Below are 22,990 nucleotides of genomic sequence, written 5' to 3'. Positions count from 1 at the left end.
CGCGGCGCACGCGGAACGGGCCGGCGCCTCCCCCTCCTGCACGAGGCCGGCTACGCACATCGGAGGGGGACGATCCCCTCGGACGCCGGTCCGGGGCGTGGTGGGACCACGGTCCCGTGCTCTCCCGGCCGGCCGTCGGTGACCTCCTTCCCCCCGGCCGCGTCGAGCACCTAGGGTCGCCGGCACGCAGGCAGCGCGCGCCGGCACGACGGGGGACGCTGTGATGGACCGACGTCAGTTCCTGGTCATCGCGGGGGCCGCGGTGGCCGCTCCGTTCGCGGTCTGGCTCGGCGTCGACGCGCTGACCGACGACCCCGGCACGGGGTCGCCGGCCGCCCCCTCGCCGGCCGCTCCCTCGCCGGCCGCTCCCTCGCCGGCCGGCGGCGGCCTCCCCGCGGCCGACTACACGCTGGGGGCTCCGACGCGGGACCTGCTGGCACGGACCGGCACCTCCCTCGTGGCGCCCACCGGGGTGTTCTCCACGCCGTTCGAGGACCCCCGCCCGCGGGAGGACACGACCTGGGACATGCGGGGGGCGCGCTTCGTCGGCTGGTTCGACGCCGACGCCCTGTACGAGACGGGCGAGTACGCGGGGGGCTCCAGCGAGGAGCAGAAGAACAACCGGCCGATCCGGATCGGCCACCGGCAGCCGGTGGGCGGGGCCGCGATCATCGGCGGCGTCGTCGAGGGCGCCCAGCCCGAGACGCTCACCTGGGAGCGGATGAAGTACGGCCAGCACGTCCAGGACGACACCGACCGCTGGGTGGAGGCGGGGCGGCCGGAGGACGTCGACCCGCTGCGCGGTCAGGTCGACAACCGCAACCAGGACGGCGACCCCCGGGTGTACGTCCGGCCCGGTGGCTGGGCGGTGTGGGACGGGGTGCAGGTCCGCAACACCCACGACGGCATCGGGGTCTACGGCGACCACACGCAGGGCCCCGGCGCCTGCTACATCCGCAACTGCTGGCTGCGCGACGTCCACGACGACGCGATCGAGAACGACGACTGGCACGAGCTCGACGTCCTCGACACCCTCGTCGAGGGGACCTACACCTTCCTGTCCTGCCAGAACCACGGGCTCAACGACGTCCGGCCCGTCTCCACCGTCACCGTGCAGGACAGCGTCATCCGGCTGCGTCCCTTCCCCGGCGGGTACAAGACGCACTCGGCCGACGCCGTCCACGGACAGATCTACAAGAGCCAGGACAACGCCCCCGCGCTGGTGCTGCGGAACGTGGTGATCGCCTCCGAGCGGTTCCGGGACCCGGAGGGCGACGGCCCGCAGCTCCCCGAGCGCCGCGGCGACGTGGTCGACCGCTACGAGGACGTCACCCTGGTCTGGCTCGGCTCCGGTCGCTATCCCGGCAACGTGCCCCCCGGGTGCCACGTCACGACCGACCGGGCCGTCTACGAGCGCGCCGTCGAGGACTGGAAGGCCCGCCACGGCGTCGGTCCCGCCGGCGACGTGCAGATGGACCGCGTGCTCTGGCCGGAGCCCGTCTCGCGCTAGGCCGCAACCAGGAGGACCAGTGCCGGTGCCCACGCCCACGCCCACGACGCCGCCCCCGCACGCCGACCCGCCGGACGGTGAGCACCGACCCCCGCTGGCGCTCGTGGAGCAGCTGTGCGCCCGGCTCCGGGAGGCGGGTGTGGCCTACTGCCACTGGAAGAGCACCGATGCGATCGACCTGTCCGCGTCGGGCGTGAACGACCTCGACCTGCTCGTGCACCGCCGGCACCTGCCGGTGTTCCTCGGCGTCCTCGCCGACTGCGGCTTCCGGCAGGCCCTGCCCACCCGGCGCGGCCGCCGGGTGCCCGGCGTCCTGCACCTCTACGGCCGGGACGCCGCCACGGGCACGCTCGTGCACGTCGACGCCCAGGCCCAGCTGGTGCTGGGGGACGACACCACCAAGAACGTCCGCCTGCCGGTCGAGGAGGCCTACCTGGACTCCTGCCGGCACGGGGCGCTCTTCCCCGTCCCGGCGCCGGAGTTCGAGCTCGCCGTCCTCGGCGTGCGCCTCGCCCTCAAGCACGGCACGTGGGACGCCGCCGTCTTCGGCCTGGCCGCGCTGGGCCCCGGCGAGCGGCGCGAGCTGGAGTACCTCACCGCCCGGGCCGACCCCGCCGAGCTGCGCCGGGTCGTCGACACCTGGCTGCCGTGGGTCGGTTGGGCGGACTGGTCGCGCCACCACCGCGCGCTGCTCGACGACGCGCCGCTGGCCACCCGGCTGGCAGCCGGACGGCGGGTCGTCGCCGCGGTCGCCGACCTCGCGCGCCACCGGCCGGCGGTGGACACCGCGCTGCGCTGCGGGCGACGCGTGCAGTGGGGGTTCCGCCAGGTCGTCCTGCGTCAGCACAGCGTCAAGCGCCCGGTCGGTGGCGGGGCCGTCGTCGCCGTCGTCGGCGGGGACGGCGCCGGCAAGTCCACCGTCGTGAGCGGCCTGGCCGACTGGCTGCAGGGCCCCTTCGACACCCGCGTCGTGCACCTGGGCAAGCCCCCGCGATCCGTCGCGAACGTGGTCGTCAAGGGGGGTGTCACGGTGGCCCGCCGCGCGGGCCTGCTGCCGGGGTGGCTGCCCAACCACCCCACCGCCGCGGAGCACCGGGACGCGGTGCCCGGGACGGCGTGGTTGCTCTGGCAGCTGGTCACGGCCACCGACCGCCGGCGGCTGCACCGGCGGGTCCGCCGGCTGGCCGGTCGCGGCGTGCTGGTCGTCTGCGACCGCTTCCCGCTCGAGCAGGTGACGCTCATGGACGGCGCCCGCACCCGGTGGGTGCCGCTCGAGGCGGCCTCCCCGCTGGCCCGCCGGCTGGTCGCCGCCGAGCAGCGGGCCTACGCCGCGATCGCCCCGCCCGACGTGCTGCTGGTGCTGCGCGTCGACCCGGACACCGCGGTGCTGCGCAAGCACGGCGTCGATCCGGCGGAGTTCGTCCGGCCACGGTCGGCGGAGGTCTTCGCCGCGGACTGGACCGGCTCCGGCGCGCTGGTGCTCGACGCGGCGCAGCCGGCCGCCGACGTGCTCGCCGAGGCGCGGGCCGCCGTGTGGGCGCGGCTGTGACGGTCCCCGTCGGGGGCGGCGGGCGGGGGCTCGGCGTGGAGCTGGCCGGGATCCCCGGCTCCGGGAAGAGTCGCCGGGCGCGGGCCCTGGCCACGCGGCTCACCGAGCGCGGGGTCGTGGTCACCCAGCCCCAGGCGCGGTTCGCCCCGTCCGTGCCGACCGCCCGCCGGGTGGCCCGCAAGGTCCGCGCCGTGGCGGGCGCCGCGGCCGGGGCGCCCGTGGCGACCGCACGGCTGGTCGGTGGCGTCCTCCGCTCCGCCCAGCCCGGGCCCGGCGACCTCGCCGGCCGGGTCGTCCAGGTGACCGTCGCTCAGCGGGTGGCGGCGCGCGCCGCCGGTGAGACGGGGGTCGCCCTGGTCGACGAGGGACTGGTCCAGGCCCTGTGGTCGATCGGCCTGCGGGGCGACGTGGAGCCGGTCCTCGCCGCCCTCGACGCGGGCCCGCGACGCCCGACGGCGGACCTGCTCGTCGTCGTGCGCGTCCCCCCGGAGCTCGCGCTGGACCGGCTGGCGCACCGGTCGTCCCGGCACAGCCGGACCCAACTGCTCGACGAGCGCGAGCGGCTGGCCGAGCTGGCGCGCGGTGCGCGGCTGCTCGACCGCCTGGTCGAGTGGTGGTCCGGGCGTGCGCCCGGCTCCTGCGAGGTGCTGACCCTCGACGGGAGCGCCGACGACGGCGCCGACCACGCGGCGCTCGTCGACCGGATCTGCGACCGCACCACCGCCGGCACCCCGGGGTGAGGAGCCGGCCGGGCCGCCTCGCGACGGGGCTGCCCGGCCGGCGGTCGGCCACCTGGGTCAGACGGTCCACTCGACGTGCAGGACCGGTGCCCTGGCCGCACCGCGCTCGCTCGCCGAGGCGGTGCGGGTGCCGCTCCCGGTGACCACCAGGACGACCGCGTTGCCGCTGGCCCAGCCCGGCCGGGCGACGATCTCCTGGAGCACCGGGACCAGGCCCGGGGTGCGCTGCTCGACCCCGCGGGCACCGGTCGTGGGCCACGCCGCGGGCGCCCAGGACACCTGCGCGGTCGTCCGGGGCCGGGAGGAGACGTTCCTCGACGCCGTGGCGAAGGTCGGCGGGTTGTCGGCGGCCTGCCCGGCCACCACCAGGCTCGCCGCCGCCGTCGTCGCCTCGTCCACCGAGAACTGGACGTAGGCGGCGGTGATCGTGGCCCCCGGCGGCACCAGCAGGCCGGTGAACCGCAGCCCGACGGTCTGCGTCGTCGTGCCGTCGACCACCAGCTCCAGGTCCGTGCCGGTGAGCGAGACGCTCGCCGAGCGCTCCTCCGCGTCGTCGGAACCGGACGCCACCGGCACGTCCTGGACCCCGGATCCCGCCGGGTCCACCACGACCGAGACGTCGTCGGACGCCTGGAGCCCGCCGTCGTCGCCCGTGAGCCGGAGCACGTAGGTGCCCGGCGCGGAGAAGGACGCGGTCGTCGTCGCGGCGCTGGCGTCCGCGAAGGTCACCGTCCCCGGCCCGCTGACCGTCGACCAGGTCAGCGACACCGCCGCCGGCGGGTCGGGCAGGCCGTCGTCGTCAGCAGTCCCGGCGAGCGACGCCGGCGTGGCGAGGGGGACCCTCCGGTCCGGCCCCGCGGACACCCGCGGAGCGGCGTTCGTGGGCGCCTCGCCGACCGGCGGCAGGGTGACCGCCATCTCGTAGAAGCGCCCGTCGTTCTCCTGCGGGTTGCTGTCGTTGTCGACCCCGCGGTCGACGATGTACCAGTTCAGCGCACCGGAGCCGTTGCTCGCCGGCGCGAGCGTGATCCCGGCCGCCTTCCTCGGCTGGGCCGCCCGGATGTCGATGGTGTTGAGCAGCTGTCCCTGCCGGTTCAGCTCGAAGACGCGCTTGCTGGGGCCGTCGAGGGCCAGGATGGTGTTGCGGCCGGCGTGGAAGGCGACCCCCTCCGGGTCGAGGGCGCCGTGCCGGCCGACGTCGATCGCCGTGGACGTGTCGTCCCCACCGTCGGCGGGCTGGCCGTCGAAGACCCCGTTGGGGCCCGGGCCGATGTCGTAGATCTTCTTGGTGCCGCCGTCGATGACCAGCAGGTGGTTGTCGGACGTCAGCTCCATGTCGATGGCCACGTCCTCCGCGTCACCGCTGGCCAGTGAGCGCATGGAGAAGGACGTGACCGCGTCGTCCGGGGTCCCGTGCCGGCCGTCCGCCCCCGCGCGGACCTCGAAGATCCGGTCGGCGTCGTCGTCGGAGACGAACAGGCGGCCGTCGGAGGCCCGGTAGCCCACCCCGGTCGGCTCCCGCGACCAGGGCAGCGTGGTGCCACCGGGGTCGTCGGCCGACTGGGTGCCGTCCAGCGTGGAGCGGAACAGGTTCGTCCCCGCGTAGAGGGGTGTCTCCTCGACCTCGCAGTCGCTGATGACCAGCCGGCCGGCCGCGGGGTCGTAGGTGATCCCCGCCGGATCCGGGCTCGGCCGCCCCCAGGTGTGGGTGGGCCGGGTCGCGACCAGCGTGGCCGAGACCGTGGCCGCCTCGGCCTCCTCGGCGGGCAGGGCCACGACCCCGCCACCCACGAGGACCGCTGTGACGACGAGACCCAGACGGCGCGGTACCGGCATGACGGTCTCCCTTCGGCTGGAGGACGTGCACAGGCAATACGCACCCCGGTGGGCTGTCAACCATTCCGCGGGAGTTCTTGAAGAATTGACGGAACGTGCACGGGAGGCGTCACGCTGTCCGCCGGCGAACTCGTCGGGAATGGCGACGGCACCTCACCTGCACGAGGTCGTCCCGTGCACACGACGGAGACGTCCGACGCCATTCCCGTGGCCGTGCGGAATGGTCGTCGCACGGGTGCCGCGGTACCGCACACTCCGACGGTGCCGGCGGACCACCGATGCCGGCCGGGCCAGCAGCAGGAGGGGCGCGTGGACGGCACGGGGCAGCAGCGGACGGCTGGCGAGGTCGTCCTGCACGTGTGCACGCGCTACCAGCGCGGTGGGTCCGAGCGCCGGCTGCGCGACAGCATCCGGGCCCTGCCGGAGCTGCGGCACCACGTGCTGCTCGGCGCGGAGTCGGACCCGGACCTCGCCCGCGAGCAGACCGGCGCCGACCGGGTGGCGCTGCTGCCCACGCTGGTCCGCGAGGTCGCCCCGGCCCGGGACGCTGCCGCGCTGGTCTCGTTGTGGCGGCTGCTGCGCCGGTCCGCCTACTCGGTCGTCGTCTCCCACCAGTCCAAGGCGGGGGTGCTGGCCCGGCTGGCGGCGGGCGCCGCCGGCGGGCTCCCCACCGTCCACTCGCTGTCCATGGCCAGCTTCGGCCCCGGCTACGGCACGGTGGAGAACGTCCTGTTCCCCCGGCTGGAACGCGCCCTGGGTCCCCGGACCTCCGCCTACTGCGTGGTCGGGCACGACCTCGCCCGGCGCTTCGCCGCCGTCGGTGTCCCGCCGGAGCGGCTGCACGTCGTCCGGTCCGGGATCCCGCTGCCCTCCCGGCTGCGCCGGCGGGACGAGGCGCGGCGCCTCCTGGACGCCCGTCACGGCACCACGCCGGGCCGGCGGCTGGTCTGCTACGTCGGCAGTCTGGAGCCCCGGAAGAACCCGCTGCTGCTGGCCGACCTGCTCCGGGGGCTGCACGACCGCGCGGCCGGTGACGCCCCGGACCTCCTGGTGGTGGGCGACGGCCCGGAGCGGGAGCGGCTCGGGGCGCGGCTCGAGGACCTGGGGGTGGCCCGGCACGCGGTGCTCACCGGGCACCTCCCGGACCCGGACGACGTCGTCGACGCCCTCCGCGGTGCCGACCTGGTCGTCCTGCTCAGCGTGGCCGAGGGCCTCCCCCAGGTGCTCGTGCAGGCCGCCGCGGCGGGAACGCCGTTCGTCGCCCACGACGTGGAGGGCGTCCGCGAGGTGCTCGCGCTGGGCGCCCGCGGTTCCGCCGTCCCGCCGGGGCGTCTCGACGACGTCGTGGCGGCCGTGGCGCGCTGGCTGGCGCAGTCCCCGGCGGGTGACCTGGAGCCGGTGGCCGACCTGTCGAGCTGGTCGGCCGGGTCGATCGCCGCGTCCTGGCGGTCGGTGTTCGAGCAGGTGCTCGGTGCGGTCCCGGCGGACCGGCCGTCCGCCGGCGTGGTCAGCGGGCCGGCGTGACCAGCCCGGCCAGCGCGCGGGCCGGTCGGCGGTCACGCGCCCGGAGCACGGCGAGGACCAGGACGGCGCCCGCGTAGACCGCGGCGCCGGCGGCGGCGGACACCAGGAGCGGCTGTCCCGACGTCCACACCAGCACCGCGGCCATCGGCACGCTGGCCAGCAGGGGCCAGCCGTTCGAGCGCAGTATCTCCGAGGGGCCGGTGGCCCGGCGGAGCAGGACGGCGAAGGCCCCCAGCAGCAGCACCTCGCAGACCACCGAGGTGACCGCGGCGCCGAGGTGGGACCAGCGCGGGATGGCCCAGCAGTTCATCCCGACGTTGAGCACGGCCACCACGGTCACGGCGAGCGTGCGCCCGTTCTGCCGGTCGACCGCCGCGAGCGAGAGGCTCAGCGTGTGGCCCAGCATCCGCAGCGGGATGACCAGGACGAGCAGCTGGTAGGTGAGGACGACCGGGGCGAAGTCGGGGCCGTACAGGAAGGCGATGGTGCGCGGCGCCAGCAGCAGCGACGCGACGGTCACGGGCACACCGACGAGTGCGACCAGCCGCAGGGAGACGTCCCGCAGCCGGCTGAACTCCTCCGGGTGGGCCGGCCAGGCCCGCCCCATGCGGGGGAACAGCGCCCGGTTGATGCTGCGCGGGACCACGGTGAAGTAGAGGACGAGGTTGGTGGCGGCCTGGTAGAGGCCCACCGCTGCCGGGCCCTTCCAGACACCGAGGAGCACCGCGTCGACGCGCGCGTAGGTCAGCATCCAGGTGTCGCTGACGGCGAAGGGCGTGCACCGCCGGACGGTCGACCACAGGGTCCGCCCGCCGGACCGCGGGAGCGGCACCCCGCCCAGGTGGCGCCCGGCGAGCAGCCACGCGCACCCGGCCCCCAGCGCCCGTGACCCGGCGAAGGCCGCGAGCGCGGCGAGCGGCCCCCCGCCCTGCCACAGGGCGACCGCGGTGCCGACGAGGTACACGGTCTCCTGCGCAGCGGTGACCCCGGTCTCGAGGTCCAGCCGCTCCCATGCCCAGAACGCGGCGAACAGCACCCGCGCAACGCCGTCGAACGCCATCCCGGCCGACGCGACGGCCAGGGACAGGGCCGTCTCCGGGGATGCGCCGGCCGCCAGCGCCGCGCCCGGGAGCAGCGCGGTGAACACCACCCCGAGGACCACGGCCAGCAGCAGTCCGGTCTCCACCCACTGCCGTCCGTCCTCCGGCCGGCGGGCGACCTCCCGGGCCAGCAGCGTGGGGATGCCGTAGTAGAAGGGCAGCAGGCCGCTGAGGGTGAGCGCGAACTGCACGACGCCCAGGGCGACGGGTCCCCCCGAACGGGCCAGCAGCACGACGACCCCGACCGAGGCGACGGCACGCGCGGCGAAGGTGAGCAGCTGGGCCGTCGAGTTGGCCGCGACCCTCCGACGCCGCGGGGGACGGTCCACCCGCTCCCCGGCCGTCCGCACCTGGCTGGTCACGGCATCGGCGTCCGGACGACCGGGTCGTGGCCCGCCGGGCGGGTCATCGGGCCGGCCACCGGGACCGGGCACCCGCCTGGTCCGCCGACCGGGCGAGCAGGTGGGTGGCGGCCACGAACCCCAGCAGCGCCCAGAACCAGCGGTAGTGCAGCACCTCGTGGGTCACCGCGGTGAGCGCGAACGCCGCGCACGCCCCGGCCAGCGCCGCGGGGACGGGGACCGCGGCGGCCAGCTGCGGCAGGAGCCGGTGCCGCGTCACCTCCATGAGCCGTGCACCGACGGCAGCGATCAGTGCGAGCACGGCGAGCAGGCCCAGGGGGCCACGCTCGACCAGCGTCGCGAGGTAGTCGTTGTGGGCCTCCTTGTCCAGGCGGGAGAACCCGGTGCCGAGCTCGTGCTTGGTCGCGGCCGGACCGATCCCGAGCAGGCGGCCGCCCTCGAAGAGCTCGTACTGCTGGATGAAGAGCTCCTCCCGCTTGTCCGCGCTCTCCGGGCTGCGCCCGACGGTGTACCGCAGCAGGGGGTCGTCGCTCTGCTCGGCGGCAGCGACCAGCGGCGGCACGACGGTGGTCCAGCCGACACCGAGCACGAGGACCAGCGAGGTGAGCGTCGCTATCGCCGGCATCAGCCCCCTGCGCAGCCGCAGGTTGAGGAACACCATCACGAGCGTCCCGCCGACGAGGGACAGCAGCGCCGCGTTCGAGCCGGTGAAGAACATGGCGGTGAGCAGCAGGAGGCAGGCGCCGGCCCGCACCCAGCGCCGGCGCGGGAAGCCGGACGCCACGACGACGAAGATCGCGATCATGAAGTAGTTACCGGCCATGTTGGGGTGGTCGAAGAACAGCTGCGCCCGCCGCCCCCACTCGCTGGCCCCGGACAGCGCGGGGATCCCGCCCACCACCCCGGCCACCATCACCCCCGCCCAGAGGGTCGCGCTGACGGCCCAGGCGCGGATCGCGACGGCCAGTGCCCGGGGCGTCCGGCAGATGGTGGCCAGCGCCGCGCACCAGAGGAACAGGAAGATCTCCTGACCTGCCGCGATCCCGCCGCGGAACGGGACGGCCGACAGCATGGCCGCGACGAGGCCGGCGACCACGTAGGCGGTCATGGGCACGAAGTAGGGGAAGTTCAACCTGGCCCGGCGCCGGATCGCCCACAGCATCGCGGTGGCGACCCCGATGGCGACGAACAGGTCGATCGGGGCGCCGTTGCCCGGCCCCTTCGGGCTCACCAGCGGGGTGAGCCCGATGCACAGCGCGACCACCGCGAGGACCGCCCGCCCCGGCTCGTGCGGTCCCGTCTCCCAGGGGTAGGCCTCCGACAGCCCCCGCCAGGCCTCGGCCGGTCGTGGAGCGGGTGCGGTCCCCCGGTCGCTCGACATGGCCGCGGATCAGGGCGCCGGGTCGGCGGGCACCCGGTCGGCGGCGGCCTCGTCCGCGGTCAGGGCCAGGTGACGCGGGGCGGACCGGGTGATCCCCCGCCGCCACCGGCCCCGGTAGGTCAGGACGCCGATGACGGGCTGACGGGCCAGCTCCACGTGCCGTTCGAGGCGCTCGAACACCGACGTCCCCTTCACCACGTCGGGCACGACCGCGACGATGCCCGTGCCCGGACGGGACGAGCGCGCGGCGTCCCGGGAGGCATCGCCCTCGAGGTAGAACGACGTGACGCGCAGTCCGCCGTCGTCGTGGCCGTCGAGCTGGCCGGCCAGGCCCGAGACGTCCACCTCGGGACCGACCGGCACCAGCTTCACCGACCGGACGCCCGCGGCGTCGGCGGCGAGGGTCAGGTAGTTGGTCAGCCAGGGGTCCTGCAGCTCGGTGTCGTGCTTGGGAGGCCGCGGCAGCCGGTCGAGCAGGGGCGCGCCGAGGTGGTGCGCGATCCCCGGACCGGTGAGCGTCGGGCGCCACGACTCGAGCGTCGCGGCGAGTGCGACACCGAGGACCAACCCCAGCAGCCCGCCGATCGCCAGCCGGGTGACCAGGGCCGTGGGCACGGGCAGCCCGCTGGTCGCCGAGCCGTCGATGATCCGCGGCGCCTCGGTCGTCGACAGGATCGTGACCAGCTGCTGGCGCTGGTTCTCCAGGCGGGTCCGCTGCTCGACCGCCTCCGCGTGCCGCAGGGCGAGGGCCTCGACGCTGCGCAACCTCGCCACGGTCGCGTCCGCCGTGTCCTCGATCCGGGTGATCTCCTGCGACAGCGCCGCGATCTGCCCGTCGATCCCGGCGATCGCCGCCCGGGTGTCCCCGAGGATCGCCTCGTCCCGGGCGCGGACGACCTCGGCGGCGAGGGCGTTGGTGATCGTCGCGGCCGCGGTCGGGTCGGGGTCGGTCGCGGTCAGCTCGAGCACGCCGGAGGTCCCCACCGGGGCGACCTGCACCACCTCGATGACGGCGACCGGGTCGCGGGCGATGCCGGCCTGCCCGAGGGCCCGGCCCACCGCCTCGGGGCTGGTGGCCAGCGCCAGGGCCGTGTCGGCCAGCCCGCTCGACTCCTGCGCGTCCCGGGTGTCCCAGGAACCGATGGTGAAGCGGGCGCTCGCCTCGTAGCTCGGCTCCTGCATCCGGTGCAGCGCCACCGGTACGGAGACCCCGAGCAGCACGAGCAGCAGGATCACCGCCCAGTGCCGCCGGAGGATCCGCTGTGCGACCAGGTTCAGGTCCACGTCCGTCGTCCCGTCCCTCCGTGCCGGGTCGCGTCTGCGACCCGGGTGCTGCACACCGCCCGCCGGCGTCCGGCCTTCACCGGCCACCCGCCGACAGCACCTGGCCGAGGGTGCGGATCATGATCTTGACGTCGCCCCAGATCGACCAGTTCTCGATGTAGAAGTTGTCGAAGCGCGCCCGGTCCGCGATCGACGTGTTGCCGCGCAGCCCGTGGATCTGCGCCCAGCCGGTCAGCCCCGCGGGCACCCGGTGCCGGGCCATGTACCAGGGGAACTGGCGGGTGAACTCGCCGACGAAGAACGGGCGCTCCGGCCGGGGTCCCACCAGGCTCATGTCCCCCCGCAGGACGTTCCACAGCTGCGGGATCTCGTCGAGGGAGGTCCGGCGCAGGAACCGGCCGACCGGGCCCAGCCGCTCGTCGTCGGCGATGGTCCAGCGGGTCCCGGACTCCGTCTCCCCGACCGGCCGCATCGAGCAGATCTTCAGCAGGGTGAACGGCCGGCCGTCGAGCCCGATCCGGGTCTGCCGGAACAGCACCGTCCCCGTCTCCCAGCGCGCGAGCAGCGCGCACAGCAGCAGCACCGGCAGGAGCAGCACCATCGCGACGGCCGCGAGCACCACGTCGGTCACCCGCTTGAGCGCCCAGGTCGGGCTGCGGAACGGGGCCCGGCGCAGGCGCACCAGCGGCACGCCCCAGAGGACCTCGGTGTCCTTGGTCACCACGTGCAGCTCGTACAGCCGCGGGACGAAGTAGATGTCGCACGCCAGGTGGTCGCAGGCGCGCAGCATGTCCACCATCAGGGGCTCGCGGACCCGGCCGTAGGACACGATGACGACGTCGATGGAGTGCTCGACCAGCACCCGGCTCAGGTCGGCGTAGCCGCCGAGCACCGGCACCGGCCGCTCCTCCAGGCACAGCAGCGGCTCGTCGTCGAGCAGGCCCACGGGCGTCAGCCCGTACTCGGGGTGGTCGAGCAGGTTGCGCCCCAGGGTCCCCGCGACCGCGCCGGCCCCGAGCAGCAGCACCCGCTGCTGCAACCGGCGGTGGCGGCGCGCGTGCCGGATGCCCGCGTAGGCGACGGCGCGCCCGCCGACGCACAGACCGGCGAAGAGGGCCGCCGTCGCCAGTCGGGCCGTGCCCGCCAGGCCGTCCCCGAGCCCGCCGAGCACCATCGCGCCGGCCCCCGCCGCGAGCGACCGCACGACCAGCGCGGGAGCGTCGTCGAGCACCGACAGCGACAGGCCGGGGCGGTAGAGGTCCGCGGTGGAGAAGAGCAGGACGGCCAGCACCAGGACGGTGAGCGTCTTGACGCTGGTCGTCCCCGTCACGACCATCGCCACCCCGAAGGTGGCCACGTCGACGGCGAGCAGCACGGCCCTGGGCAGCCACGGACCGGACCGGTGCGGCCGTGGCGGGCCCGCGGGCTGCGCCACCGCCGGGCCGGGGGCCGGCGCCGGACGGGGCGGGCAGGGGGGCACCGCCTCGCCCAGCGTCGGCGTCTGGGCGGTCCGCGGACGCAGCAGGTGCGGCCGCAGCCGGGCGGTGGTCACGACCGCGCACCCGCCGCGGCCAGCAGGCCGGCGGCAGCCGGGACCGTCGAGCGCTCGGCCTCGACCATGAGCGCGAGCCCCTCGCGCAGTCCCGTGGACGGGACGTAGCCGAAGCCCTGGAACGCCACCCGGGTGTCGGCCGCGGTGTCCCGGACGTCGCCCCGCTGGGTCGGCAGCCGGCGGACCACGGGAGCTCCGGCCAGTTCCGTGACGAGGTCGAGGACCTCCGTCATGGACGTCCGGCTGCCCCCGCCGACGTTGGCCACCCCGGTGAACTCCGATGCGGCGGCATCGGCCATCGCCCGGACGACGTCCCCGACGAACGTGAAGTCCCTGGTCTGGGTGCCGGTGCCGTAGAGCTCGAACTCGCCGCCGCGCACGGCGGCGGAGACGAGTCGTGAGAAGGCCATGTCCGGCCGCTGACGCGGTCCGTAGACGGTGAACAGCCGCAGGGACACCGTCGGCACCCCGAACCCGCTGCGGTAGAGCTCGCACAGGTGCTCGGCGGCGAGCTTCGTCACGCCGTAGGGCGAGACCGGCCGCGGCCGCACCGTCTCGGCGGTCGGGTAGGACTCCGCGTCGCCGTACACGCTGGAGCTGGAGGCGTAGACGAGCTTGGCCGGACCGACCCTCCGCGCCGCCTCGAGGACCGCCTGGGTGGCCAGGACGTTGCGGGACACGTAGGTGGCGAACTCCGCTCCCCAGGACGGCCGCACACCCGGCTGCCCGGCGAGGTGGTAGACCACCTCGGCGCCGTCGAGCACCTGCTCCAGGGGCGCCTCCAGCAGATCGACCCGGTGCAGCCGGAACCGCTCGTGGGCGAGCGCACCGGACAGGTGGGCCTCCTTGAGGCGCGGGTCGTAGTAGTCGGTGAGGCAGTCGATGCCGGTCACCTCGTCCCCCCGCGCGAGCAGGAGTTCGCACAGATGGGAGCCCACGAACCCCGCTGCCCCCGTGACGACGCACCTCATCGTCGGATCCCCCTCTTCCGTCGCACTCGTCGACGGCGGCGACGCTAGGTGCGACGACCACCCGTCCGGATCCGTCACGGAGACGAGAGGGACTACGCAGGGCACCGGAGGGCCGGCCCTGCCCGTCCGGACGGGTCCGCACGCGGGCGCGCCGGCCGACCCGTGGGACCCGGGTCCGGCCGGGGGCCGGGTGCAGCGGGGGGCGCGGGGTCAGCCGACCCCGGCGCGGCGGGCGAGCGTGACGGCCGCCAGCGACGTGTGCACGCCCAGCTTGGTGAGGATGCTCTGGGTGTGCGTGCGGACGGTGTTGCCGGAGATGCACAGCTGGCGGGCGATCTCGTCGCGCGTGGCTCCGCTGGACATCGCGCGCAGGACCTGCTGCTCGCGGGCCGTGAGGGCCGCCAGCGGCTCCTCGGCACGGCGCTTCTGCTCCTGCTCGGTGAGCAGGTGCTCCAGCAGCAGGGTCAGCAGCCCGGGTGGGATCCACGTCTCGCCGCGGCAGACGGCCTGCAGCACGTCGAGCAGGACGCAGATGCCGACGTCCTTAGGGATCCAGGCGCGGAAGCCGGCCTGCACCGCACGGGCCATCGTGGCGGTGTCGTCGGTCCCGGCGACCCCGACGAGCTTCAGCTCGGGGCGGGCCGCGCTCAGCCGTGGGCCGAGGTCGAGGAGGCCGCCGTGCCTGTCGACGGTCAGGACGGCGAGGTCCACCGGCTGCGCACGGACGACGCGCAGCACCTCCTCGGGCCGCGTGACCGCCGCGACGACCCGGATGAAGGGCTCCTGCTCGAGCCGCATCGCCAGTGCCTCGACGAAGGACCGCTGCTCGTCACCGAGGACCACGCGGATCTCGTGCACGTCCCGATGCTCCGGCGACCAGACGAGGCGGTCGACCTGCAGATGTCGCACGGTCGCCTACGCCCTTTGCAGTAGACGGGGTCGGCAGGTCCGCGTCGAGCCCCGAGGAGACGGCGAGGGCCACGGCCTGCAGACGGGTGTGCACCCCGAGCTTGAACAGCACGTTCTGCACGTGGGTGCGCGCGGTGCTCGCCTCGACCCCCAGCGATCGGGCGATCTCGACGGTGTCCTCGGCCCGGATCAGCGCCTGGAGCACCTCCCGCTCCCGGTCGGTGAGGTGGTCGACCAGCCACCGCACCCGCTCGTGGGCGTCCGTCGCGCCGCGCCTGCGGGCCATCGGTGGCGTGGACACGGCCCGTCCGCTGGCCACCCGGTCGAGGGCGTCGATGATCGCCGCCACGGGTTGGTCCTTGCGGAGGAACGCCGCCGCACCGGCCGCGGCGGCAGCGGTGAGGTCGGTGGAGTCCACGGACCCCGACAGGATGACGACGGGGCACGCCGGTCGCCGGTCGCGGAGCTCGACCAGGGTCTCGATGCCGTCGCCGTCCGGGTAGCGGAGGTCGAGGACCACCAGGTCGGGCTGGTGTTCGGCGACCGCCTCGAGGGCGCGCAGCGGAGTGGTGGCGACGACCACGTCGTGGCCGTTGCGGGCGAGGGCGGCGGCGAGCGGCTCGACGAAGAGCCGGTGGTCGTCGCAGATGACCAGGCGCATCGCGGTGCTACGAGGCCCGGCCGGTCATCCGGTGGAGGTCGACCCGCGGTGGCTGCCCACGGACGGGGACGGTCGGCAGGGACAGGGTCACCCGTGCCCCGCTCAGGGTCCGCGACCGGCCGGTCGCGAGGCGGCCTCCGTGCAGGCGCAGCGCTCGACGGGTGGCGGGCAGCCCGATGCCGGTGCCGGGCGGCCCCAGCCCGAACCCCGGCCCGTCGTCCTCGACGACCACCCGGATCGCGTCCTCGCCCGGCACGGTCGTGACCACCACCCGCCCGGTCGGTCCCGCGGCCCGCACGGCGTTGTCGAGCACGTTCACCACGCAACGCCGGACGGTCGCCCGGCAGCCCGCCGTCCACAACGGCCCCCGGGGGCCCGACCGGGTCAGCGTCCCGGCCCAGGTGACCGTGTAGGCGTCCAGGACCGACTCCAGGACCTCCTCAAGGTCCAGCGGCGCCGCCCCGTCCAGGTGGTCGTCGGCCTGCTCGACGAGCACGCTGAACGCCGCGGCCGACACCTCCTGCACCTGGTCGACGATCCGGTCGAGGTACTCGTGTGTCTCGTCCGGTGTGCCCGGCAGCCCCCGTGCGGCCTCCGCCAGGGCCAGCACCACCGCGACCGGCTGGCGGATCTCGTGCATCAGGACCCTCAGCCGGTCCTCGATCTCACGGCCGACCCAGTCCTCCAGGTCGCCGAGCCCTCTCGCGCAAGCCTCACCCACTGGTGCCCCCCTGCTCGACGCACATGTCCCCGTTGCGCTCCGCCGCCACCGGTTCGCTCACGCGATACACCGGTGGGGACGGGGCGTGACCGGACCGTAGAGCAGTTGAAGATTGCGGGACAGGGGTCTCCCCACCTTGCCGTCAACATTCCGTTCGCCCGGCGTTCACCCTCACTACCTGCGCATATGCAGCCACTCATGGTGCGGGGAACGGCCCCCGGACGGCGCCGACGGCCTCAGCCGGCGCGGCGGCCGAGGGCGCGGTAGGTCCAGCCCGCCGCGGTCCACGCCTCCCGGTCCAGGGCGTTGCGCCCGTCGAGCACCCGCCGCTGCGCCACCACCCGCCCGAAGGCGACCGGGTCGAGCTCGCGGTAGGCCCGCCACTCGGTGAGCACCAGCACCGCGTCGGCGCCGGCCGCGGCCTCCTCCGCGGTGGCGGCGTAGTCCAGCTGCGGCCACTGGCGGCGGGAGTTGTCGATCGCGGCGGGATCGGTCACGCACACCACCGCGCCCTGCAGCTGCAGCTGGGCGGCGACGTTGAGCGCCGGGGAGTCCCGGATGTCGTCGCTGTCGGGTTTGAACGCCGCGCCCAGCACCGCCACGTGCTTGCCCAGCAGCGACCCGTCGAGCACCTCCCGGGCCAGCTCCACCATCCGGATCCGCCGGCGCATGTTGATGTTGTCCACCTCGCGCAGGAACGTCAGCGCCTGATCGGCGCCCAGCTCCCCGGCCCGGGCCATGAACGCCCGGATGTCCTTGGGCAGACACCCTCCGCCGAACCCCAGCCCGGCGTTGAGGAACCGCCGCCCGATCCGCTCGTCGTAGCCGATCGCGTCGGCCAGCTGGGCGACGTCGGCGCCGGTGGCCTCGCACAACTCCGCCATCGCGTTGATGAAGGAGATCTTGGTGGCCAGGAAGGAGTTGGCCGCGGTCTTCACCATCTCCGCGGTCGCGTGGTCGGTGCGCACCTTCGGCGTGCCGCGGGCCAGGATCGGGGCGTACACCGCATCGAGCAGCCGCTCGGCCGGCGCGCCGTCGACACCACCGGGCAGGCCGTAGACCAGCCGGTCGGGGTGCAGCGTGTCGGCCACCGCGAACCCCTCGCGCAGGAACTCCGGATTCCACGCCAGCAGCGCCCCGGGCACCTTCTCGGCCACCAGCCCCGCCAGCCGCGCCGCCGTTCCCACCGGCACGGTGGACTTGCCCACCACCAGCTGCCCGGGCTCCAGCACACCCAGCAACGACTCCACCGCCGCCTGCACGAACCGCAGGTCCGCGGCGTACTCCCCGTGCCGCTGCGGCGTGCCCACGCACACGAAGTGCACCCGGGCGCCGGCCGCCTCGGCGACGTCGGCGCTGAACCTCAACCGCCCCGAGGCCAGGGTCCGACCGAGCAACTCCTCGAACCCCGGCTCGTAGAACGGCGCCCGCCCCGCCCGCAGCGCCGCGACCCGCCGCTCGTCGACGTCGATCCCGACCACCTCATGACCCAGCTCCACCATCGAGGCCGCGTGCACCGCACCCAGGTAACCGCACCCGACGACCGAGATCCTCATGCTGTCGCTCCCCTTCGGATCAGCCGGCGGTCCGGGACGGCAGCCGTCCCGGGTGACGCCGGAACGGCACGGCACCGCGGCCGGGGCGCCCGGTCCCGGGTCGCCGGACGACCGCGGGAGCGGGTCCCTTCCACCCGCCCGGCCGCTCGGCCATCATCTGCGGCACTGTCCAGGGCCGGACCGAGGAGGCCGCAGCGGTGACCGACGACGACGGGGACGGCACCGACCACGGCCGCCGGCTGCCGACCTTCCTGCTCATCGGTGCGATGAAGGCCGGGACGACCAGCCTCTACCACTACCTCGGGGCCCACCCCCAGGTCGCCGTCCCGCAGTACAAGGCACCGGAGTTCTTCGTCGAGGAGTCGAACTGGCACCGCGGCATCGACTGGTACCGCAGGCAGTTCCCGGTCACCGGTCCGGAGGTCCTGGCCGTCGGCGAGGCGTCCAACTCCTACGCGAAGCACCCCCGCTACCGGGGCGTCCCGGCGAGGATCGCCGCGCACCTGCCCGACGTCCGGTTGCTGTACGTCGTCCGGGACCCGGTCGCCCGGATCCGCTCGCACTACGAGACCCGGGCCGCGGAGGGCAGCGAGCGGGCGCCGCTCGCCGAGGCGGTGTTCGCCGATCCCATCTACCTGGACTACAGCCGCTACGCCCTGCAGATCGACCAGTACCTCGAGCACTTCCCCCGCGAGCAGCTGCTGGTGATCACGTCCGAGTCCCTCCGGCGCTCCCGCGAGGCGACGATGAGACGGGTCTACGACTTCATCGGCGTCGACCCCGACCACGCACCGGCCGAGCTGGACCGCGACTTCTACCGCACCAGTGACCGCGCCGCCCGCTCCCCCGTGCCGCTGGCACTGCGGAAGTTCCTGAAGCACCGCTTCCCGTCGACGCGGCGGTTCAAGGAGCTCGAGACCAACACGCTCGGCGCGCTGCGGCGGGTGACCGGCCGGACCGACGCGCCGGCCAGGCCGGCCGTGACCGTCCCCGACGACGTCCGGGCCAGGATCGCCGTCGAGCTGGCCGACGACGTCCGCCGGCTCCGCGGCCACCTCGGCGCGGACTTCGACGGGTGGGGCATCGCCTGAGCCGCTCCGCCGGTGCCCGCGGCGGGCCCAGCGGGCGACCGGGCGCACGGAGGTCACCCCGAGCCCACGAGCGCGGCGCGGTCGACCGGGCGCGGACCCCGGTCCGTCGCAGGCGGCTGGGCCGGGTGCCCCAGTGCGCCGAGCCGACGGCACACCAGCTCGGCGACCAGCTCGGCCGACGCCTCCGGTGGGACGGTCAGCGAGTCCCGGTCGCCGTCCGGGAAGGCCTCGTCGCCGGCCTCGGGGGCCGTCTCCCCGGGACGGACGTCGAGCAGGAACCCGGGGGCCGGCGCCACGTCCGGGGCGTCGGCGGTGCGGCCGGTGAGCTGTCGCGCCAGCTCACCCGAGCACACCACCGCGCCGCCGTTGAGCATGATCTCCCCGACGAGTCGCGCCACGAGCCGGGCCGTCGCTCCGCCTCCGGTCCAGACGAGGCTGTCGAGCACGGTGACCGTGCGGCCCGCCTCGCGCAGCTGCGCGGCCACGGCGGCGGCGATCCGGTCCCCGTGCTCCAGGCCGGGGCCGACCAGGACGCCCAGCCCGCGCGCCGACCTGGGCGGGAACGCCCGTCGCAACTCGGCCGCGACCTCCGGCGGGGTGAACCAGGCGGGGAGCTCCTCCCCGCGCGCCAGCCGCCGCCGCTGCTCGGTGCCGGAGATCCGCAGGCAGTGCTGGCCCGGGCGGACCTCGTCCTCGGGGACGTACTCCTGCAGCTCCCGGACGTAGACCATCTGCCGGAACGGGACCACGCCGATCCCGAGCTCCCGCTCGTGACGGCGCACCAGGTCCTGGGCGGCGTAGGGGTCGTAGAACGGCCGGCCCTGCGCGTCCGGGCCGGGGCCGGCGTGGTCCCGCCCGACGATGAAGTGGGTGGCGCCGTGGTTCTTCCGCACGATCGCGTGCCAGAGGGCCTCGCGGGGCCCGGCCATCCGCATCGCCAGCGGGAGCAGGGACAGCATGGCGGTCCCCGGCGGATAGGTCGGCAGGAGGGCGCGGTAGCAGCGGACCCGCACGTACGGGTCGACGTCCCCCGGCTTGGTCACCCCCACGACCGGGTGCAGGAGCAGGTCGGCGTCGAGGTCGCGGGCCGCCCGGACCGTGAGCTGCTGGTGGGCCCGGTGCATCGGGTTGCGGGTCTGGAAGGCCACCACCCTGTCCCACCCGCGGTCGGCGATCTCCCGCCGCACCTCGGCCGGCGTGTGGCGCAGCGAGCGGAACGCCGCGTGGACCGGCAGCGCCAGGACCTCCAGCGGGCCGCTGACACACCAGGGGTTCGTCTCCGACAGCAGGGCGCGGACGCCGGGGTGCGACGGGTCGGTGGTGCCGAGGACGGCCGCCGCCTCGGCCGGCCGGTCGGGTCGCCAGGCCGTCTGCAGCCACAGGACGGCGAGGTCGGCCCCGCGGGCCCGCAGCGTCAGCCCGCCGGCGGCGGTGGCTGCCTCGACGACGTGCTCGGGCAGGTCGAGCGTCACGGGGACCGGCCACAGCTCGCCGGAGGTCAGCCGCATGGAGGCGCAGACCGCGGCGTGGTCGGCCGGCCCCATGAAGGTGCGCAGCGGCGAGAACCCCCCGGTGGCCAGCAGCTCCAGGTCGCAGCGCTGGCGACGGGTGAGCTCCCACCCGGGCAGGAACCGCGCGGCGGTGGCGACCTCCGCGGCGCGGCCGCCGGTGACCCGGAGGTCCACCAGGGTGCCGCCGTGCGCCGGAGGTCCGGGGACGTCGGTCACCGTCGCCTCCGTCCCCGCCGTCCAGCCGGCGCGCGCGATCACTTCGGGCCCGCCGGGACGGCTGCCGACCCGAGCGCCACCGGGCGCCGTTGCACGGGCCCCTCGGCCGCCAGCAGCGGCCAGCCCCGGCGGATCACGAGGTCGAGCCAGAAGCCGCAGGCCTGGGACGTCAGCACGGCCGTCAGCACCAGCGTCGTGAAGAAGGGGGCGCTGATGATCCCCGCGTCGAACGCCACGCTGGCCAGCACGATCCCCGGACCGCCGCGCGCGTTGTGGGTCAGCGCCAGATTGACGACGTCGAGCCCGCGGAAGCCCGCCAGCCACGCGGCGAGCCCGATCGAGACGAGGACCACCAGCGTCGAGCCGACGAGGAACCCGACGAGCATCGCGAGCGAGAAACCCCGGGTGAGGTCCAGGCGGTAGCCCACCACGGCGAAGTAGAGCGGGATGAACACCGCGCCCGACACGTGCCCGATCGCCTCGATCGGCACCCGGAGGGGGTGGTCCCGGCCGGTGTCGACGCCCCCGACGAGGCCGAAGCCGGCCAGGAACGCCGCGAACGCCAGCGTGACGTCGAGCGCGGCGGCGATGCTCACGTAGCCGAGGAGGACGGCCACCACCCACGCGACCGGTGACTGGCTGGCCACGACGTTCCACCGGGCCCGGCCCAGCCGGCGGAGGGCTCCCGGGAGCACGGTCATGCCGAGGACGACGAACGCCGTGTTCACGGTCACGTGGACGGCGACCGTCCCCGCCACCGCGCCACCTCCCGCGGCGACGGTCGCCGACGCGATGGCCGTGGCGAGCGCCAGGAACCCCCACAGCACGATGTCCTCGAGCACGGCGACGCCGAGCATCAGGCTCGCGAAGCGCGTGTGCAGGATGCCCAGATCGGCGAAGATCTTGCTGATCACCGGGATCGAGGTGACCGCTGCCGCGATGGCGAGCACGAGCACGACCGCGGCCTCGCTGCGCGCCGGGCCCAGGAACGCGCCCAGCGGGAGGAACGGGGCGATCCCCAGCGCCGCACAGAACGGCAGCGCCGTGCCCACACCCAGGAGCCAGGCGGTCGGCCTGCGGTTCTCGCGGCCGAGGACGTTCCGCACGCCCGTCCCGGACAGGAACATCAACAGCAGCAGTCCGAGCTGGTAGAGGAACTCCAGGACCACCGAGGTCGGGTCCGCGCCCCCGCTCCCGAAGACCCGGGCGACGACGTCGGGAGCCAGCAGGCCGAGCACGGACGGCCCGAGCAGCACGCCGGCGAGGATCTCGCCGACCACCCTCGGCTGCCGGAGCCGCACGGCGACCTGCCCGAGGAGGTTCGCACCGACGACCAGCAACAACAGTGCCAGCGCCAGCCGTCCCAGGCTCTCGGTCGACATGGGACCCCCACTGGCTGTGACGTGGCGCGCTCCCGACGGTGCGGGCGGCGGTCAACATAGCGACGTCGGAGGATTCCGGGCAGGGGGTGCGCCATTGTTCCCGGAAAGGCGCCGAAATGGTCGGGGAAGCCGCACGGGACAACCGGCGTCTGCACGAGACGTCCTCGTCCTCCTGGTGGAGACGACCATTGTCCGAAATGACGCCGACCACCGGACCGATCACTCACGGAAAGGACGTCGACGCGCGTTGTCCCGCCATTCCGACGATACCGGGAAAGGCGCGGGGACGACCGGCCGGACACCGCCCGACGGCGCCCGCGGGGTCCTACGGTCGCCGGACCAGCCGCCCCCGGCCACGGCTCCGTCCCGGCCGGGCTGCCGGTCCCGCTCGCACCACCCGAGGAGAGCCGTGGACACGTTGCCCGTCACCGCGCCGGTCCTGCACCGGACGGAGACCGTGTCGTCCCAGACCTGCCGGCTGTTCGTCGTCCGGCACGGCACCACCACCATGAACGTCGAGAACAGGTACCGCGGTCGCTGCGACGTGCCGCTCGACGCGCAGGGCTACCAGGACGCCGTGGACGCCGCCCGTCTGCTCTCCGGGGTCGGGCTCACGGCGGTCTACTGCGGACCGCTGCGGCGCACCATCGCGACCGCGCAGATCATCGCCGACGAGGCCAGGGTGCCCGACCTGCGCATCGTGCACGGGCTGAACAACGTCGACTACGGCGCCTGGGAGGCGATGACCTCGACCGAGGCCGCGGTGTACGACCCGGAGGCCTTCGAGCTCTACCGCACCTCGCCGAGTCGCGCCGCCTGCCCGATGGGCGAGCGGCTCAGCGACGCCCAGACCCGCATGGTGCAGGCGCTGCAGCTGATCGGCAGCCGCCACCCCGGGGAGGCGGTCGTCGCGGTCACCCACGCGGTCATGATCCGGCTGGCGGTCGCCCGGCTGACCGGTGTGGAGGGCGAGGACTGGCGGATCCCGGTCGGCCGCGGATCGCTGACCCGCTTCCACGTCCGCGACGGCGAGATCTCGCTCGCCGAGCTGCCCACGGGCGACGACGTCGACTAGCGGCCGACGTCCCCGACCGGGTCGGGGGTCCGCCGCGGGCGCCGGGCACCGCCGCCGTG

General features: G+C 75.0%; 18 protein-coding genes. 6 read left to right on the top strand and 12 right to left on the bottom strand.

Features of this window, described 5'->3' with window-relative positions; translation table 11 throughout:
- The first annotated feature begins 223 nt into the window (after positions 1-223).
- The 3 genes from JOD57_RS24070 to JOD57_RS27140 are packed head-to-tail and all read left to right on the top strand — an operon-like array spanning position 224 to position 3,799.
- Entirely contained in the window at positions 224-1,510 is a 1,287-nt protein-coding gene (locus JOD57_RS24070) for a hypothetical protein (RefSeq protein ID WP_204694333.1), read from the top strand.
- A 25-nt stretch (positions 1,511-1,535) separates the two neighbouring features.
- Complete coding sequence (locus tag JOD57_RS27145) at positions 1,536-3,059, top strand: hypothetical protein (protein ID WP_204694332.1); 1,524 nt, start codon at positions 1,536-1,538, stop codon at positions 3,057-3,059.
- Positions 3,056-3,799 (top strand): AAA family ATPase, encoded by a 744-nt coding sequence (locus tag JOD57_RS27140; protein ID WP_204694331.1) that lies wholly within the window; start codon positions 3,056-3,058, stop codon positions 3,797-3,799. Before JOD57_RS27145 ends, JOD57_RS27140 begins: the two co-directional genes overlap by 4 nt.
- A gap of 57 nt (positions 3,800-3,856) precedes the next feature.
- Here JOD57_RS27140 and JOD57_RS24055 read toward each other — a convergent pair whose 3' ends face one another.
- Entirely contained in the window at positions 3,857-5,635 is a 1,779-nt protein-coding gene (locus JOD57_RS24055) for a PKD domain-containing protein (RefSeq protein ID WP_204694330.1), read from the bottom strand.
- A 309-nt stretch (positions 5,636-5,944) separates the two neighbouring features.
- On the opposite strand from JOD57_RS24055, the gene JOD57_RS24050 reads away from it, so the two are divergent.
- Positions 5,945-7,159 (top strand): glycosyltransferase family 4 protein, encoded by a 1,215-nt coding sequence (locus JOD57_RS24050; protein WP_204694329.1) that lies wholly within the window; start codon positions 5,945-5,947, stop codon positions 7,157-7,159.
- Here the strand turns inward: JOD57_RS24050 and JOD57_RS24045 are convergent.
- The 9 genes from JOD57_RS24045 to JOD57_RS24005 all read right to left on the bottom strand — a co-directional run bounded on the left by JOD57_RS24045 (position 7,143) and on the right by JOD57_RS24005 (position 17,656).
- Positions 7,143-8,621, bottom strand: a complete 1,479-nt coding sequence (locus JOD57_RS24045; protein WP_204694328.1) for a flippase — start codon at positions 8,619-8,621, stop codon at positions 7,143-7,145. The two genes, JOD57_RS24050 and JOD57_RS24045, sit on opposite strands and share 17 nt — an antisense overlap.
- 43 nt (positions 8,622-8,664) lie before the next feature.
- Positions 8,665-10,002, bottom strand: a complete 1,338-nt coding sequence (locus tag JOD57_RS24040) for an O-antigen ligase family protein (protein WP_204694327.1) — start codon at positions 10,000-10,002, stop codon at positions 8,665-8,667.
- Between the two features lie 9 nt (positions 10,003-10,011).
- Positions 10,012-11,286, bottom strand: a complete 1,275-nt coding sequence (locus tag JOD57_RS24035; protein WP_204694326.1) for a GumC domain-containing protein — start codon at positions 11,284-11,286, stop codon at positions 10,012-10,014.
- 76 nt (positions 11,287-11,362) lie between these two features.
- Positions 11,363-12,838 carry a sugar transferase gene (locus JOD57_RS24030; protein WP_204694325.1) on the bottom strand — a complete coding sequence of 492 codons (1,476 nt, stop codon included), beginning with the start codon at positions 12,836-12,838 and terminating at the stop codon, positions 11,363-11,365.
- Positions 12,835-13,809 (bottom strand): NAD-dependent epimerase/dehydratase family protein, encoded by a 975-nt coding sequence (locus tag JOD57_RS24025; RefSeq protein ID WP_204694324.1) that lies wholly within the window; start codon positions 13,807-13,809, stop codon positions 12,835-12,837. The genes JOD57_RS24030 and JOD57_RS24025 overlap by 4 nt, the downstream gene beginning before the upstream one ends.
- Positions 13,810-14,019: 210 nt before the next feature.
- The gene (locus JOD57_RS27135; RefSeq protein WP_204694323.1) at positions 14,020-14,667 is read right to left on the bottom strand and encodes a response regulator transcription factor; all 648 of its coding nucleotides are present in this window, start codon (positions 14,665-14,667) and stop codon (positions 14,020-14,022) included.
- Positions 14,639-15,379 (bottom strand): response regulator transcription factor, encoded by a 741-nt coding sequence (locus tag JOD57_RS24015; protein WP_204694322.1) that lies wholly within the window; start codon positions 15,377-15,379, stop codon positions 14,639-14,641. The genes JOD57_RS27135 and JOD57_RS24015 overlap by 29 nt, the downstream gene beginning before the upstream one ends.
- Before the next feature lie 7 nt (positions 15,380-15,386).
- Entirely contained in the window at positions 15,387-16,019 is a 633-nt protein-coding gene (locus JOD57_RS24010; RefSeq protein WP_204694321.1) for an ATP-binding protein, read from the bottom strand.
- A 317-nt stretch (positions 16,020-16,336) separates the two neighbouring features.
- Entirely contained in the window at positions 16,337-17,656 is a 1,320-nt protein-coding gene (locus JOD57_RS24005; RefSeq protein ID WP_204694320.1) for a UDP-glucose dehydrogenase family protein, read from the bottom strand.
- Between the two features lie 197 nt (positions 17,657-17,853).
- Between JOD57_RS24005 and JOD57_RS24000 the strand changes: the two genes are divergently transcribed.
- On the top strand, positions 17,854-18,747 hold the full coding sequence (locus tag JOD57_RS24000; RefSeq protein ID WP_204694319.1) for a sulfotransferase family protein: 894 nt from the start codon (positions 17,854-17,856) through the stop codon (positions 18,745-18,747).
- Between the two features lie 53 nt (positions 18,748-18,800).
- On the opposite strand, the gene sat is transcribed toward JOD57_RS24000, so the two are convergent.
- The gene (gene sat, locus JOD57_RS23995) at positions 18,801-20,474 is read right to left on the bottom strand and encodes a sulfate adenylyltransferase (RefSeq protein WP_204694318.1); all 1,674 of its coding nucleotides are present in this window, start codon (positions 20,472-20,474) and stop codon (positions 18,801-18,803) included.
- Between the two features lie 38 nt (positions 20,475-20,512).
- Positions 20,513-21,856 carry a cation:proton antiporter gene (locus JOD57_RS23990; RefSeq protein ID WP_204694317.1) on the bottom strand — a complete coding sequence of 448 codons (1,344 nt, stop codon included), beginning with the start codon at positions 21,854-21,856 and terminating at the stop codon, positions 20,513-20,515.
- Positions 21,857-22,265: 409 nt separating this feature from the next.
- Here JOD57_RS23990 and JOD57_RS23985 point away from each other — a divergent pair, with 409 nt between their 5' ends.
- Positions 22,266-22,931, top strand: coding sequence for a histidine phosphatase family protein (locus tag JOD57_RS23985; protein ID WP_204694316.1), 666 nt, complete (start codon positions 22,266-22,268; stop codon positions 22,929-22,931).
- Positions 22,932-22,990: the final 59 nt, after the last annotated feature.

Source organism: Geodermatophilus bullaregiensis, assembly GCF_016907675.1.
Taxonomy (GTDB): domain Bacteria; phylum Actinomycetota; class Actinomycetes; order Mycobacteriales; family Geodermatophilaceae; genus Geodermatophilus; species Geodermatophilus bullaregiensis.
Note: the sequence above shows the minus strand (reverse complement) of the source record. Positions and strands in the feature narration are given on the sequence as shown.

Coding starts and splice junctions, on each gene's coding strand:
- JOD57_RS24070 (WP_204694333.1), top strand. CDS start 224: ATGGACCGACGTCAGTTCCTGGTCATCGCGGGGGCCGCGGTGGCCGCT.
- JOD57_RS24055 (WP_204694330.1), bottom strand. CDS start 5,635: ATGCCGGTACCGCGCCGTCTGGGTCTCGTCGTCACAGCGGTCCTCGTG.
- JOD57_RS24040 (WP_204694327.1), bottom strand. CDS start 10,002: ATGTCGAGCGACCGGGGGACCGCACCCGCTCCACGACCGGCCGAGGCC.
- JOD57_RS24025 (WP_204694324.1), bottom strand. CDS start 13,809: ATGAGGTGCGTCGTCACGGGGGCAGCGGGGTTCGTGGGCTCCCATCTG.
- JOD57_RS24015 (WP_204694322.1), bottom strand. CDS start 15,379: ATGCGCCTGGTCATCTGCGACGACCACCGGCTCTTCGTCGAGCCGCTC.
- JOD57_RS24010 (WP_204694321.1), bottom strand. CDS start 16,019: ATGCACGAGATCCGCCAGCCGGTCGCGGTGGTGCTGGCCCTGGCGGAG.
- JOD57_RS24005 (WP_204694320.1), bottom strand. CDS start 17,656: ATGAGGATCTCGGTCGTCGGGTGCGGTTACCTGGGTGCGGTGCACGCG.
- JOD57_RS23990 (WP_204694317.1), bottom strand. CDS start 21,856: ATGTCGACCGAGAGCCTGGGACGGCTGGCGCTGGCACTGTTGTTGCTG.